Source organism: Gilliamella sp. Choc4-2 (genome assembly GCF_001690355.1).
Lineage (GTDB): Bacteria > Pseudomonadota > Gammaproteobacteria > Enterobacterales > Orbaceae > Gilliamella > Gilliamella apicola_A.
This window is the reverse complement of sequence record NZ_LZHG01000001.1, coordinates 1-13,756: the sequence shown is the minus strand read 5'-3', so window position 1 is coordinate 13,756 and position 13,756 is coordinate 1. Positions and strand designations below refer to the sequence as shown.

The window sequence follows — 13,756 nt, the reverse complement described above, 5'->3', positions numbered from 1 at the left end:
AAAAGAGAGAAAAGCATACAGTTAAAGGAGCTTTTGTGTAATATGAAATTGCAGCAATTACGTTATATTGTTGAGGTCGCAAATAACGACCTCAATGTATCGCTAACATCCGAAAAACTGTATACTTCTCAACCGGGTATAAGCAAACAAATAAAATTATTAGAAGACGAGCTTGGCGTTAAGATATTTACTCGAGTGGGTAAGCACCTTTCTCAAATCACACCTGTTGGTGAAAAAATTATTGCTCTTGCTCGAGAAATCCTCAATAAGTCCAATGATATTAAGATTATCGCCAAAGAATTTAGCCAACCTAATCAAGGTTCATTAACGATCGCAACTACCTATACTCAAGCACGTTATACCTTGCCAGTTGTGATCCAACAATTTATGCTGCAATACCCAAGTATTACTTTGCATATGGAGCAAGGCTCATCCCTACAATCTATTTTACAAACTCAAGCAGGCCTGGCTGAATTTGCTATTGTGACCGATATCTCACAGCTTAGCGATGATATGATTGCCTTACCTTGTTATCACTGGAACCAAGCTGTGATTGTGATGAAAGAACACCCGCTTGCCAAAAGTAAATTAATTTCGATTGAAGAGCTTTCAAAATATCCGTTAGTTAGTTATGATTTTTCTAATGATGGTTCAGATTTAAATCAAGCTTTCTTGCGTGCTAAACAATCGCCTAATATTGTTTTTAGCACAACGGATGCCGAGTTAATTAAAACTTATGTTAAATTAGGCATTGGCGTTGGTATTGTAGCAAAAATGGCCGTGTTCAATGCTTCAGATGATGATTTAGTTGTACTTAATGCTGGGCATATTTTTCCTTACAGCACGACCTATATTGTTTTTTCTCGCTCATTATATTTACGCAGTTATATGTATGATTTTATCAGTCAGTTTTCGCCTCATTTGAATCGACAAACAGTTGACAAAATTATGTTATGTGAAAACACTTCCGAAGTATTAACGATGTTTAACGGGGTAAAATTACCAGTTTACTAATTTATTCTATCTTTTTTATGAGAATAAAAAAATTGAAACAAAGTGCGATATAACTCGCACTTTGGATGGATTATAACTATTTATGTCTTGCTTTTAAAATACCAATGACATCTTGTAAAGACAGATTTTGGTCTTGGAGTAAAACTAATAAATGATAAATTAAATCGGCAGATTCATTTTTTAGTTCCTCGCGGTCATTAACTGTTGCCGCAAGGGCTGTTTCAACGCCTTCTTCTCCCACTTTTTGGGCTATGCGTTTAGTGCCGTCATGATACAGTTTTGCGGTATATGATGACTGAGGATCGGCATTTTTACGCCCAGCAATTATCTGCTCTAATTCAAACAAAAATCCCCATTGGGTTTTAGTCGAAGCAAAACAACTTGTTGAACCGGTATGGCAAGTTGGACCAACTGGATCAACTAAAATCAATAACGTATCATTATCACAATCAGTTGAAATACTCACAACATTAAGAAAATTGCCAGAAGTTTCGCCTTTTGTCCAAAGGCGCTGTTTGGTTCGTGAATAAAAAGTGACTTTGCCGCTATTTTGTGTTTGTGCTAACGCTTCTTGATTCATATAGCCAAGCATTAACACATCACCCGAAACATAATGCTGAATAATGACCGGCATTAAATTATCCACTTTTTGCCAATCCAGTTGTTGTAAATCTAATTGGGTATTGCAATTTTGCGTTAACATAATCGAATATTTACTCCATGTTGTGCCAAATATTGTTTAAGTTCACCAATATTAATAATTTGTTTATGAAAAACTGAAGCAGCTAATGCTCCATCAACTTGTGCTTCATTAAATACCTGTAAAAAATGCTCAATTGTGCCTGCACCGCCAGAAGCAATCAGTGGCACGTTGCATACTTCTCGAACGGCGTTTAGTTGAATAATATCATATCCATTACGAACGCCATCTTGGTTCATCATATTAAGAACAATTTCACCTGCACCACGTTTTTGTACCTCCTGTACCCAGTCGAGAGTGTTCCATTTTGTGGCAACGGTACGTTTTTCGTCACCAGTAAATTGATAAACATGATAATTGTTTGATTGTTTGTCATACCAACTATCAATACCAACTACAATGCACTGTACTCCGTAGCGATCTGCAAGCCTTGTAATTAAACTAGGATCAGCAACGGCAGGGGAGTTAATCGAAATTTTATCGGCCCCAAAGGTTAATATATGACCTGCATCTTCCACCGTTTTAATACCACCAGCAACACAAAAAGGAATATCAATTACTTCGGCAACTTTTGCGATCCAACTTTTATCGACAACACGACCGTCAGATGAAGCGGTAATATCATAAAAAACGAGCTCATCTGCACCTTCTTCAGCATATCTTTTTGCTAAGGGGACTATGTCTCCAATAATTTCATGATGGCGAAATTGTATACCTTTAACCACTTGTCCATCGCGAACATCTAAACAGGGGATTATTCTTTTAGCCAACATGAAATTGCCTCCTGAACGGTAAATTTTTCTTCAAGTAAAGCTCGCCCAACAATGACACTTTTAACACCGCTGTCTTTCAGTGCTTTGACATCACTCAATTGACCAATTCCGCCAGACGCTTGAAAAGCAATCTGTGGGTATTTATGACTAATTTCCTGATACAACTGAACGTTTGAGCCACTGAGAGTGCCATCTTTAGAAATATCTGTACACAATACATGTCTTAAGCCATAGGGAAGGTAATCATCAATCACTTGTTCTAGTGTCTGACAGGAATCTTCTTGCCACCCATGAATAGCGACATATTTATTTCCTTGGTTGTTAATGCGGACATCAAGAGCCAATACTAGCCTTTCTGCACCATATTTTGAAAACCATTGTTTGACCAATTCGGGTTGCTTAATAGCTGTCGAACCAATTACTATGCGAGCCGCGCCGGCAGATAGCAATGATTGTATATCTTTTTCAGTACGAATTCCTCCACCGACTTGAACCGGTATTTGCACGCCATTAATCAGAGTTTGTATTAGCGAAATTTGGCGTTTTTGGGGATTTTTCGCACCTGTTAAATCAACAAGATGTAACAGTTTAGCACCTTGTTTTTCATAATCCTGTAAGCGTAAAAGTGGATCGTTGCCATAATCACGTTTTTGCTCATAATCACCTTGATGTAATCGCACAACAGAACCATCGATTAAATCAAGTGCAGGAATGATTGTTGGAAAAGCTATCATAGTTACATCTCCAAAAAGTTTTTTAGCAATTTTGCACCGACTGAGCCAGAACGCTCGGGATGAAATTGCACGCCGTAAAAGTTTTCTTTTTGTACGGCAGCGGTAAAGCTTTCGCCGTAATTGGTTTCTGCTATTGTTGCTGAGCATAATGGCATCGCGTATCCATGTACAAAGTAAAAATGAGCATCATCAGGAATATCTCGAAATAAATGATGACCGGCTTGAGGGAAAACCTGATTCCACCCCATATGAGGTAAAGGTAAACCACAATCAGGAATTTTTCTAACTTTTTCGTGAATAATTCCCAATGTATTAACATGTCCTTCGGTACTATAATCGGCTAAAAGTTGCATACCAAGGCAGATTCCTAATACTGGTTGAGTACAAACTCTTATTAGTTCGGTTAAATTACGCTCTTTTAATTTTTTCATTGCCGAACTTGCAGATCCTACTCCTGGTAAAAACAACTTATCTGAGCTGAGCACGATATCTGGGTCAAGGCTAATTATTGGATCATAACCTAATCGTTGCACGGCATATTTGACCGAAGATAAATTAGCACAGCCAGTATCGAGGATGACAATCTTCATTTATAGTACTCCTTTTGAGCTTGGTAATCGGTCACTTTCAATTTTGATGGCTTGTTTTAATGTTCTAGCAAAAGCTTTAAATAAACTTTCTACTTTATGATGATCATTATCGCCTTCTGTTTCAATATGCAATGTAATAGCCATAGCATAACTAATTGAGTAAAAGAAATGTTCTACCATTTGCGTGCTCATATCGCCAACTTTAGGGTGAGTAAACTCTGCTTTAAATTTTAGATAAGGGCGTCCTGAAATATCTATTGCACATTTAGCTAAACACTCGTCCATAGGGATAACTGAGGCATAACGAGTAATACCACGTTTATCACCTAGTGCTATTTTTAGTGCCTCTCCTAAAGCTAGTCCAGTGTCTTCTATGGTATGATGATCATCAATATGTAAATCACCATCAACTTGGATATTGAGTTTAATTCCGCCATGAGTTGCAATTTGATCGAGCATATGATCAAAAAAACCAACTCCAGTATTAATTTGACTGCCACCTTGGCGATCAAGCCACACTTCAACAAGTATTTTAGTTTCTTTGGTATTGCGTTTAACTTTTGCATAACGATCTTTAATGGTTAATCGTTGGGCGATTTCGTCCCAGTTTAAATTTTCAGGATGATATCGTAATCCTTGGATTTGCATGTTTTCAGCCAATTGAATATCAGTGACCCTGTCACCAATAACATAACTGTTTTGTTTATCTAATTTACCACTAGTAAGATATGGCAAAACTAATTGGATTTTCGGCTTACGACACTCACAATTATCTTCTGGAAAGTGTGGGCAAATTAAGACATCCTCAAAATTAACACCTTGCGATTTAAAAATCTGCATCATCAAATTGTGTGGACCATCAAAATCAGCCTGTGGATAGCTACTAGTCCCGAGCCCATCTTGATTAGTGACCATCACTAAATGGTATCCCGCAGTTTGTAGCTTGAGTAGGGCTGGGATCACATTAGGTTCAAAAACCAATTTTTCAAACTGATCAACCTGAAAATCAACCGGAGGTTCAGTAATTAGTGTGCCATCTCGATCAATAAATAAGTACTTTTGTAACATTTTTGCTCCTATTTAATTGTTTTGAGCGCAGAAATGACTGCTTCGCAATCGGCTTGGGTACCAATGGTAATACGAATAATATTTTGTTGCCCAATAGATCTACTTTGATCTCGTAAAATAATACCTTGGTGCCATAAAATATTAAATACATCTTTATCATGTTGAAATTTAACACACAAATAGTTGGAATAACTTGGATAAACTTTTTCGACAATAGGCAATTGTCGAAGTAAATTGGCAAATTTTCCCTTTTGATTATTTAAATTTACCACATGTAGCTTCATGGTATTCACACCATCTTTACTCAATGCTTGAGCTGCAATATCAGCAACAGGGGTTGCTAGAGGGTATGGTGCAATAACCTTCTGTAAGGCTTCGATCACAGGTTTATTAGCAATGGTGAAACCGCAACGTAATCCAGCCAAAGCAAAGGCTTTGGATAATGTTCGTAAAATCACCAAGTGAGGATAGTCATTAAGCCAACTAACAACACTAGATTCAGGTGAAAACTCAATATAAGCCTCATCAATAATGACCAAAGCACGATCTTTGGCAATATTAAGTAAAGCTTTGATATCATCAGAATCGATTAAATTACCGGTCGGATTATTTGGTGAACAGACATAAATTAGTTTTACAGTATCAATATTTTGTTTTATACCCTCAAGATCAAGTTGCCAATCAGAAGTGGTTGGCACAGTTTTGGTTTTAATACCTAATGTCTCAGCACTTACTTGGTACATGCCATAAGTTGGTGGACAATATAAAATACTATCGTGCTGAGGCTCACAAAATGCACGCATTAAAAGCTCAATGGCCTCATCAGCTCCTCGGCTAACAAGCACTTGTTCAGTTTTAACCCCTGCATATTGTGCATAACGCTGAATTACTTTTTCAGGTTGTGGTTCTGGGTAGCGGTTTAAGGTTTGTTCTGTCAATTCAAAATGAGGTGCTACCGGATATTCATTGGCATTTAGCCACACATCGCCTTGACCACCAATTCGCCGAGCAGATTGATAAGGTGTTAATTGCTGAACATTTTTTCGAACTAATTTATTAATATCCATTTTAACTACCTATTTTTGATTTATTGAATTTAATACCGATAAACGAAGACTAACTGCTTGTTTATGAGCGGTGAGTTGTTCAGCCTCTGCCATAAGCTCAACGGCATTACCTATTGCTTTTAATCCTTCTGGTGTTAATTTTTGCACCGTCATACGTTTTTGAAAATCAGCAAGCCCAAGACTAGAATATGTGGCTGTATAACCATAAGTTGGTAATACATGATTGGTTCCTGATGCATAATCACCTGCTGACTCCGGTGACCAATCCCCTAAAAAGATTGAGCCAGCACTAGTAATTTGCTCAACTAATTCATCCACATTTGCAGTTTGAATAATTAAGTGTTCGGGACCATAGCGATTACTAATAGCAACACATTCATCCAAATCTTTAGTTACAATAAGGCGACTTTCTTGCAATGATTTTTCAGCGATATTCTGGCGGGATAGTTGCGTAAGTTGTTTATCGACTTCAATCGATACTGCTTGTGCTATTTTTTCATCAGGTGTTAACAAAATAACTTGTGAATCAGGACCATGTTCAGCTTGCGACAAAAGATCGGCTGCAATAAAAGCTGGATTAGCCGAACTATCAGCAATGACTAATACTTCAGATGGACCTGCAGGCATATCAATGGCTGCGCCATCAAGGCGTTGACTAACTTGGCGTTTGGCTTCGGTAACGTAAGCATTTCCAGGACCAAAAATCTTAGCTACTTTAGGCACTGATTCAGTACCAAATGCCATAGCTGCAATTGCTTGGGCTCCACCAAGCTGGTAAACTTCGGTCACGCCACAAAGTTCAGCCGCATATAATATTTCATCAGCAATCGGAGGAGGCGAGCATAAAATAACTTTACTACATCCTGCAATTTTTGCAGGGATTGCTAGCATTAATACGGTTGATAATAAAGGTGCTGAGCCACCAGGAATATATAGTCCTACTGATTCAATTGGGCGAGTCACTTGCTGACAATTTATACCTGGCATTGTTTCAACTGTAATAGCTTGTTTTACTTGAGCTAGGTGGAATTTTTCGATATTAGAAACAGCAAGTTGCATAGCTTGTTTCAATTCTGAATTAACTCGGCAAGTTGCAGCTTTAATTTCATCTTGAGTTAATTTAATTTGCTTGATCTGAACTTTATCAAACTTGTTACTAAGCGTTTTTAATGCCTCATCACCATTTTGTTTAACTTGACCCAAAATATCAGTTACCGATTGACTAATCGAATCAGAAGCAGTAATTGCAGGGCGAGTTAGTAGCGCTTTTTGTTGTTCGTTAGTACATTGTTGCCAATAAGAGAGTTTCATATTATTACTCCATCATTTTTTCAATTGGTAATACAAGAATTGAACTTGCGCCTAATGTTTTTAATTTTTCCATGGTTTCCCAAAAAAGAGATTCACTACTCACCATATGTAGCGCAACACGATTTTGCTCGCCCGTTAACGGTAAAATGGTTGGGTTTTCGGCCCCCGGTAATAGCGCAACAATATCATCTAACACCTCAGTAGGGGCGTGAAGCATAATATATTTGGATTCACGAGCTTGAATAACGCCTTGAATGCGTGTCATGATTTTATCGATTAACGCCTGTTTTATTGGCGACATTTCTCCTTGACGTTGAATTAAGCAGGCTTTTGATTTATAGATAACTTCAATCTCTTTTAGTCCATTGGCCTCAAGCGTTGCACCACTCGAAACCAAATCACAAATTACATCGGCGAGCCCAGCCCGAGGGGCAACTTCGACCGAACCATTAAGCAAACAGGTTTTAAAGTTAATATTATATTGAGCAAGATAACGGCGGAGTAGGTGAGGGTAAGTGGTGGCAATACGCAAATCATTTAAACATTCTGGTCCTGTATACTCAAAATCACGCGGTGCTGCGATCGACAACCGACAGCCACCAAAATCTAAACTGCGCAATTTTTTAAATTGTGGATCTTCGCCTTCGGCCTGCCTATCTAATACTTCCTCCTCTAAAACATTTTCGCCGACAATCCCAATATCGACAACGCCATCAATAACCAGTCCGGGGATATCGTCGTCACGAACACGCAAGATATCAATGGGCATATTTTCAGCAAAAGCGATCAAACGTTGTTCTTGAAGATTAATTTTAATACCACATTGGGCAAGTAACTTTTTTGATTCGTCACTTAATCGACCTGACTTTTGCATAGCAATGCGTAAACGCGAATTATCCAACATATTTTTCTCCAAAGTTATCTAAAAAATTTATAAACCACAAACAAAAAACCCTCGGAAGTTTGATCTTCCGAGGGTTTTCTATTTGTTTTTGCGATATCACCGGAAGACCAAAGTCTTCCAGCACCAATCGCCCGAAGACTATTCAGGAATGATGGTGGTGGTGGTGTTTAGCAACAAAACTAGTAATAAAAATGCAAAAACAAATCATAAAATCAAAAGCCAATAAGTTAATTAATTATCAATACTGCTATACAATATATAACATAAATTTCTAGCTAGCAACAATTTTTACAAATTTTCGATAAATCAATCCAAAAATAGTTGTTTATTGATTACAATTATATAACTTGTTTTCATTACTAATTGGCTTTATATCAGTAATTTTTTGAAAAAATGTGCTAACTTTTTATTTGAAAACAGTTTTTTATAAAATAATAATTATCAATTAAAATTTCATAAATTTTAATAAAGTCTAAAAGGTAGCCAATTTTTTTAACGGTATATGTTGGTTTAATATATATCATTTTTAGAAAAAGAATGATAAAGAAGTAATCAAAAAATAACGTGTCGGTTGTTTTGCAGCTTTATGAGCATCTAGGATGATACATTATAGCGATCATCACCTAATAAAACTAAATCAGTTTTATATTGTTTTATTTTTATTTTCCTATAAATCAGCAAATTAACATCAATGAATAATTATTTAAAAATTGCAACAGAGGTTATTACTTGTCACATAATATGTGATATTCAATTTTATATTAAATTTGAGTATAAAGGAGATGTATTTAATGATTTCGCAATAAAGCTTTGAACAGACAATTTGCTTAACTGTGCTTGGATTTTTTTAGCTTGCTCTTTGGAGTTACAACGAGTAAAAACGCATGCTCCAGTACCAGTTAATCGGGTAGGTGCAAATTGCGAAAGAAATGTTATAAGTTCGTCCACTTTAGAATAACGTTTACGTACAATTGGCTCACAATCATTACTAAAATCATCTAATGCTAATGACAGTAACTCCTCAAGATTACGAAACGGCGTATCACGCTTAAGTTGTGGATCATTAAATACTTTGACGGTGGAAATTTCAATATTAGGATAGGTGATTAAATACCAATATTCAGGAATATTGACGATTTCAAACTGATCACCTATACCTTGAGCATAAGCTGCGTGACCATAAATAAAAATGGGAACATCTGCGCCAATTTTTCGTCCAATATTCATTAATATATCGTTTGATAAGTTCAATTGCCATAGTTGATTTAAGGCAACCAAAACAGTTGCTGCATTTGATGATGCGCCACCAAGCCCTCCCCCCATGGGTATTTTTTTTTCAATAGTGATATCAACACCTAAATTCTGTTGATTAACATAAGATTTTAAACATTCGGCCGCAATAACAATTAAGTTTTTATGTGTTGGAATTTGAAAAAATGTGGTATTTAAATTTATCACTCCGTCTTTGCGTAAAGTGAATGATAATTTATCATAATAATCAATAAATTGAAACAAGGTTTGTAAGTTATGATAATTATCAGGACGACGACCTGTAATATACAAAAATAGATTTAATTTAGCTGGTGATAACCATTGTTTCATAAAAAAATCCTTATTATTTTAATATCCACTTATCAATTTTTAAACGGATGCGTTCATCATCATGGGTAAGCTCAATTGTTGCCGGCATATCTATATTTCTATTTTTTAATGAGTAAGCTATGTAATTTGCAATTTTTACATTCCATTTTTTGCTATCTTGCATAAATGAGGTCGATATTAACCGACCAGCATTATCTAATTTATCATTAGCAATATCATTAGAATACCCTTTTAGCCAATCATGTAACGAATTAAGGGGAATATTAATATTCGAGATCTTTCTTATTAGATTTTCAACATTATTATCGATGTAACGATAGCCATTTCGATCTATTAATTCCGCATAATTAGTATCTACTTTTAAAGTGAAAATATTACCACCAAGTGGTGTTGTAAGCTTAATTCCATAACGATCAACAGATTGTTGAATAATTAAAAAACGTCCATAGTTACGACTTTTGTCGCTAAAATACGCAATGCTTCCATTAACTTGAAAAGTATTTATTTGTTTTAAATCTTCTTGATGAATTTGCCATTGTTGTTGAATAGATGTAACGTCTTTAGGTGTTATTTGACATGCACTAAGCAATAAAGGCATTACTATCAATATATATTTAAATTTAAACATAAAATAACTCGTTAGTTGTTTATGCACATTAGATTGCAACATTATAACTGATAATAAGTTGAATAGAAAAAGTAACTGTCAATTAACGTTTAATATTTTTTTATGTATAATGTCGGCAACAAGACACTTAGTAAAAAAGTTATGTCTTATAAACGATTATAAAAGAAAAATGCAATGTCTATTACAATATTAGGTGTTAATCATAAAACAGCACCAGTGGCTTTACGGGAAAAAATTGCCTTTACTAATGAAATTATCGATAAAGCGCTGTATAGCCTTTTTCAGCATCCTTTAATTGAAGGTTGTGTTATATTATCTACCTGTAATCGCACTGAAATTTATATAAGTTATGAGCAAGAAACCGATCACCTAAAATTAAAGCGATCGGTTGAACGTTGGCTTGGACAATTCCATAATGTAGATATGACTCGCTATCAAGAAGCTATATATTGGCATCAAGGACAACGTGCAGTTGAACACTTAATGTCAGTTGCAAGTGGTATGGACTCAATGGTGCTTGGTGAGCCGCAGATTTTAGGACAAGTAAAACAGGCATATGGTTTTGCACAAAATAATCATTGTTTATCGCCTAACCTAAAGAAGTTGTTTCAAACTATTTTTCATGTGGCAAAAATTGTCAGAACAGAAACAAATATTGGTGCTAATACTGCTTCTGTTGCCTATGCTGCTTGCCTTGTTGCTCGTAGCCTTTTTGTCGATTCAAATCAATTAAATGTAATGCTTGTTGGTGCAGGCGAAACAATTGAACTTATTTCAAGATACTTAAAACCACATAATTTTAATCATGTTATTGTTGCTAACCGTACTCGCGAAAAAGCCTTAAAATTAGCTTCTACCATGGATGCTGAGATCATCTCATTACCTGATATTGCTAATCGATTAAAGGATGTTGATATAGTTATCAGCTCTACAGCGAGTCCTCTACCTATTATTGGTAAAGGCATGGTTGAAAGAACATTACAGGCACGAAATTATCGACAAATGTTATTTATAGATATAGCTGTACCGCGTGATGTTGAAGAAGAAATTAAGCAACTTGAAAATGTACATCTTTACACTGTTGATGATTTACAAAAAATGGTAGAAAGTAACCTAGAACAAAGAGCCATTGCAGCAAAAGAAGCGCAATATATTATTCAAGAACAAGCAGAACAATTTATTGATTGGCTCAAAACCCGTCATGCAATTAATTATGTAAAACAGTATCGTAATAATGCTGAGAATATTAAACGAGAGCTAGAAATCAAAGCTTTAAATGCAATCAAACAAGGTGCCAATATTGATGATGTTTTAGCTAAGTTCTCACGAAAACTAACCAATAAATTAATCCATGCACCTACGCAAACATTGCTTCATGCGGCAACTCATGAATGTGGTAATTGTTTCAAAGTGCTAAGTAAGGGGTTAGGCTTAAAAGATCAATAATTAAATTATTAGTGTTCGTTAAAAGAGGTATCACGAATTGGAACAGATCGAATTCTTTGATATTCAAAGTCCCTGTAGGCGTGTTTGTGAAACTGATAAACAGGGATATTGTAAAATGTGTTACCGTTCAAGAAATGAAAGATTTAACTGGTTAAATTTCTCCAATACGCAAAAACAAGAAGTATTGCGCTTATGCAAGCAAAGGGCCAAAAGAAAGCGTTCTATTCTTTTGAGTCAACAACATTCACAATCAACACAAGAATCACCACAAATCAGTTTGACTTTATAATTTATATTACCTTATTGCAACTATATCTTGTAATCTGGTTTAGCTCGGAGTAGCATCTTTTATAATTTGTTATATTAAATAGCTTAAAGCCTTAGTTAAATTAAACGAGACTCAATATATGAAAATGTGTATTGCATGCGGAATGCCAATGACATCTATTGGTGATTATCCTTTGCATGATATAACAAAAAATTATTGTAAGTATTGTGCTCATGATGACGGCAGAATGAAAACATTTGATGAAAAATGGCATGATTTAACCTTAAGTTATGTCGAAAAACATAATGTTGATTATCCGATTGCAAAACAAACCGCTTATACAATTCTTAAAAAGCTACCTGCATGGAAGCGCAAGTGGTAGCCGAATTTTTAGGCAAACAAAGCGCTTTGTTATAATATATATTGCAGATATCACACAGCTTAGTATAATGCTCTAGTTTATTTACACTTCTAATGCCAGTGTGGCGAAATTGGTAGACGCAGCGGATTCAAAATCCGCCGCCCTTAAAAGCGTGTCGGTTCGAGTCCGACCACTGGCACCAAGCTTACAAAACAGTTAAAACTGATTTTTAGATTTAAAACTTTACTAGTCATGATTTTTAGCACATCATTTATATCAGTTTGCGGTAACTGGAAATAATCAAAATCAGATGTAAAATCAAATAATAAACAAGATGCATTTAGTTCGGTAAAAGTTCCTATCCTAAAAATTTTATTTAAATTACATACAAAAAAAACTTATGCTGCATTAATTCAGTTAGCTTTCGCTTTAATGAATTACAGGTGCTAATTGGCATTATTACGTTAGTCTTCATTGTTACGCTAAATATAAGTTAAAGTTTCATCAAAAAATTAATCCTATTTAAAATAATTTTGTGAATTGTTTAATACATTTTTCTAAAAAAAATTTGAAAAATTTTATGAGTTAAATTATATTATTAGCAATAAATAGATTATCAATGTAATTTAATCAATAAAATATTACGAACACCTTAAGGTTATTTAATTCGATTATAAAGATTGCATTGTTATATTGATTTTATGGGGTTGTTATATTGCTGTAATAGATTAATCAATATTAAGCGATTTGAATTTTTATGTTATAGATTGATAAGTTAGAAAAAGCATTAATTAAAATAAACCATGCTATGATTTTCTCTTTTGACTGCTATATTATTAAAGATCTAAATAACTCAATGAAATATTAATAAAAATCAGATTAAATTATGAATTAAAAAGGATGAATGATAGGAGAACGCATGGTAAAACATTTAGATAAAATCGTCGAACAAGCAGGGAAAGATTTGCTTAGCCAATTAACAAATAAAGTTAGCCATAACCGTTATACACTAACCATTGATGAACTCAGCACTCCTATATCGGTGTTAAACGTCAAAGGCGAAGAGGCCTTAAACCAGCTGTGGCATTACACCATTACTTTTACCAGCGCCAATAAAACCCTATCTACCGATGCTTTTTTAAACCAACCGGCTACTTTCTCATTTAATTCTGTTGTAAGCGATGCGCTCAGTTCTGCAATCCGTGCCTTGGGTGATTTTACCAATGATAAAAGCACCCGCAAGGTTTATGGCATTATCACCGAGTTTAGCCAATTATCGGTGAATAAAGA

General features: G+C 35.2%; 14 protein-coding genes, 1 tRNA gene, 1 pseudogene and 1 other annotated feature. Of the genes and pseudogenes, 6 read left to right on the top strand and 10 right to left on the bottom strand.

Annotated elements, in window-relative coordinates:
• Nucleotides 1–42: 42 nt before the first annotated feature.
• Nucleotides 43–1,014, top strand: a complete 972-nt coding sequence (gene cysB / locus A9G34_RS00075; RefSeq protein WP_065568514.1) for an HTH-type transcriptional regulator CysB — start codon at nucleotides 43–45, stop codon at nucleotides 1,012–1,014.
• A 76-nt stretch (nucleotides 1,015–1,090) separates the two neighbouring features.
• Here the strand turns inward: cysB and hisIE are convergent, their stop codons facing one another.
• The 10 genes from hisIE to lolB all read right to left on the bottom strand — a co-directional run bounded on the left by hisIE (nucleotide 1,091) and on the right by lolB (nucleotide 10,391).
• Nucleotides 1,091–1,717, bottom strand: a complete 627-nt coding sequence (gene hisIE / locus A9G34_RS00070) for a bifunctional phosphoribosyl-AMP cyclohydrolase/phosphoribosyl-ATP diphosphatase HisIE (RefSeq protein ID WP_065568513.1) — start codon at nucleotides 1,715–1,717, stop codon at nucleotides 1,091–1,093.
• Nucleotides 1,711–2,487 (bottom strand): imidazole glycerol phosphate synthase subunit HisF, encoded by a 777-nt coding sequence (hisF, locus tag A9G34_RS00065; RefSeq protein WP_065568512.1) that lies wholly within the window; start codon nucleotides 2,485–2,487, stop codon nucleotides 1,711–1,713. Before hisF ends, hisIE begins: the two co-directional genes overlap by 7 nt.
• The gene (hisA, locus tag A9G34_RS00060; protein ID WP_065568511.1) at nucleotides 2,469–3,221 is read right to left on the bottom strand and encodes a 1-(5-phosphoribosyl)-5-[(5-phosphoribosylamino)methylideneamino]imidazole-4-carboxamide isomerase; all 753 of its coding nucleotides are present in this window, start codon (nucleotides 3,219–3,221) and stop codon (nucleotides 2,469–2,471) included. Before hisA ends, hisF begins: the two co-directional genes overlap by 19 nt.
• Nucleotides 3,222–3,223: 2 nt before the next feature.
• Nucleotides 3,224–3,811 (bottom strand): imidazole glycerol phosphate synthase subunit HisH, encoded by a 588-nt coding sequence (hisH, locus tag A9G34_RS00055; protein WP_034945868.1) that lies wholly within the window; start codon nucleotides 3,809–3,811, stop codon nucleotides 3,224–3,226.
• Nucleotides 3,812–4,879 (bottom strand): bifunctional histidinol-phosphatase/imidazoleglycerol-phosphate dehydratase HisB, encoded by a 1,068-nt coding sequence (gene hisB / locus A9G34_RS00050; protein WP_065568510.1) that lies wholly within the window; start codon nucleotides 4,877–4,879, stop codon nucleotides 3,812–3,814.
• Between the two features lie 8 nt (nucleotides 4,880–4,887).
• Nucleotides 4,888–5,946 (bottom strand): histidinol-phosphate transaminase, encoded by a 1,059-nt coding sequence (gene hisC / locus A9G34_RS00045; RefSeq protein ID WP_065568509.1) that lies wholly within the window; start codon nucleotides 5,944–5,946, stop codon nucleotides 4,888–4,890.
• Between the two features lie 9 nt (nucleotides 5,947–5,955).
• Nucleotides 5,956–7,257, bottom strand: coding sequence for a histidinol dehydrogenase (hisD, locus tag A9G34_RS00040; protein ID WP_065568508.1), 1,302 nt, complete (start codon nucleotides 7,255–7,257; stop codon nucleotides 5,956–5,958).
• Between the two features lie 4 nt (nucleotides 7,258–7,261).
• Entirely contained in the window at nucleotides 7,262–8,161 is a 900-nt protein-coding gene (gene hisG / locus A9G34_RS00035) for an ATP phosphoribosyltransferase (RefSeq protein ID WP_065568507.1), read from the bottom strand.
• A gap of 39 nt (nucleotides 8,162–8,200) precedes the next feature.
• Nucleotides 8,201–8,325, bottom strand: a sequence feature (His leader region).
• 592 nt (nucleotides 8,326–8,917) lie between these two features.
• Nucleotides 8,918–9,763 carry a 4-(cytidine 5'-diphospho)-2-C-methyl-D-erythritol kinase gene (ispE, locus tag A9G34_RS00030; RefSeq protein ID WP_065568506.1) on the bottom strand — a complete coding sequence of 282 codons (846 nt, stop codon included), beginning with the start codon at nucleotides 9,761–9,763 and terminating at the stop codon, nucleotides 8,918–8,920.
• Between the two features lie 13 nt (nucleotides 9,764–9,776).
• A complete protein-coding gene (lolB, locus tag A9G34_RS00025) occupies nucleotides 9,777–10,391 on the bottom strand; it encodes a lipoprotein insertase outer membrane protein LolB (protein WP_034945856.1) in 615 nt (204 codons plus the stop codon).
• Nucleotides 10,392–10,565: 174 nt separating this feature from the next.
• Here lolB and hemA point away from each other — a divergent pair, with 174 nt between their 5' ends.
• The 5 genes and pseudogenes from hemA to A9G34_RS00005 form a co-directional block, all read left to right on the top strand.
• A complete protein-coding gene (gene hemA / locus A9G34_RS00020) occupies nucleotides 10,566–11,837 on the top strand; it encodes a glutamyl-tRNA reductase (protein WP_034945854.1) in 1,272 nt (423 codons plus the stop codon).
• Nucleotides 11,838–11,874: 37 nt separating this feature from the next.
• On the top strand, nucleotides 11,875–12,126 hold the full coding sequence (locus A9G34_RS11020; RefSeq protein ID WP_080715888.1) for a DUF1289 domain-containing protein: 252 nt from the start codon (nucleotides 11,875–11,877) through the stop codon (nucleotides 12,124–12,126).
• A 118-nt stretch (nucleotides 12,127–12,244) separates the two neighbouring features.
• Complete coding sequence (locus A9G34_RS00015) at nucleotides 12,245–12,487, top strand: zinc ribbon domain-containing protein (protein WP_034945848.1); 243 nt, start codon at nucleotides 12,245–12,247, stop codon at nucleotides 12,485–12,487.
• Between the two features lie 94 nt (nucleotides 12,488–12,581).
• Nucleotides 12,582–12,668 (top strand) — tRNA-Leu (locus tag A9G34_RS00010).
• A gap of 717 nt (nucleotides 12,669–13,385) precedes the next feature.
• A pseudogene (locus tag A9G34_RS00005) lies at nucleotides 13,386–13,756 on the top strand (hypothetical protein); the annotation flags it as partial.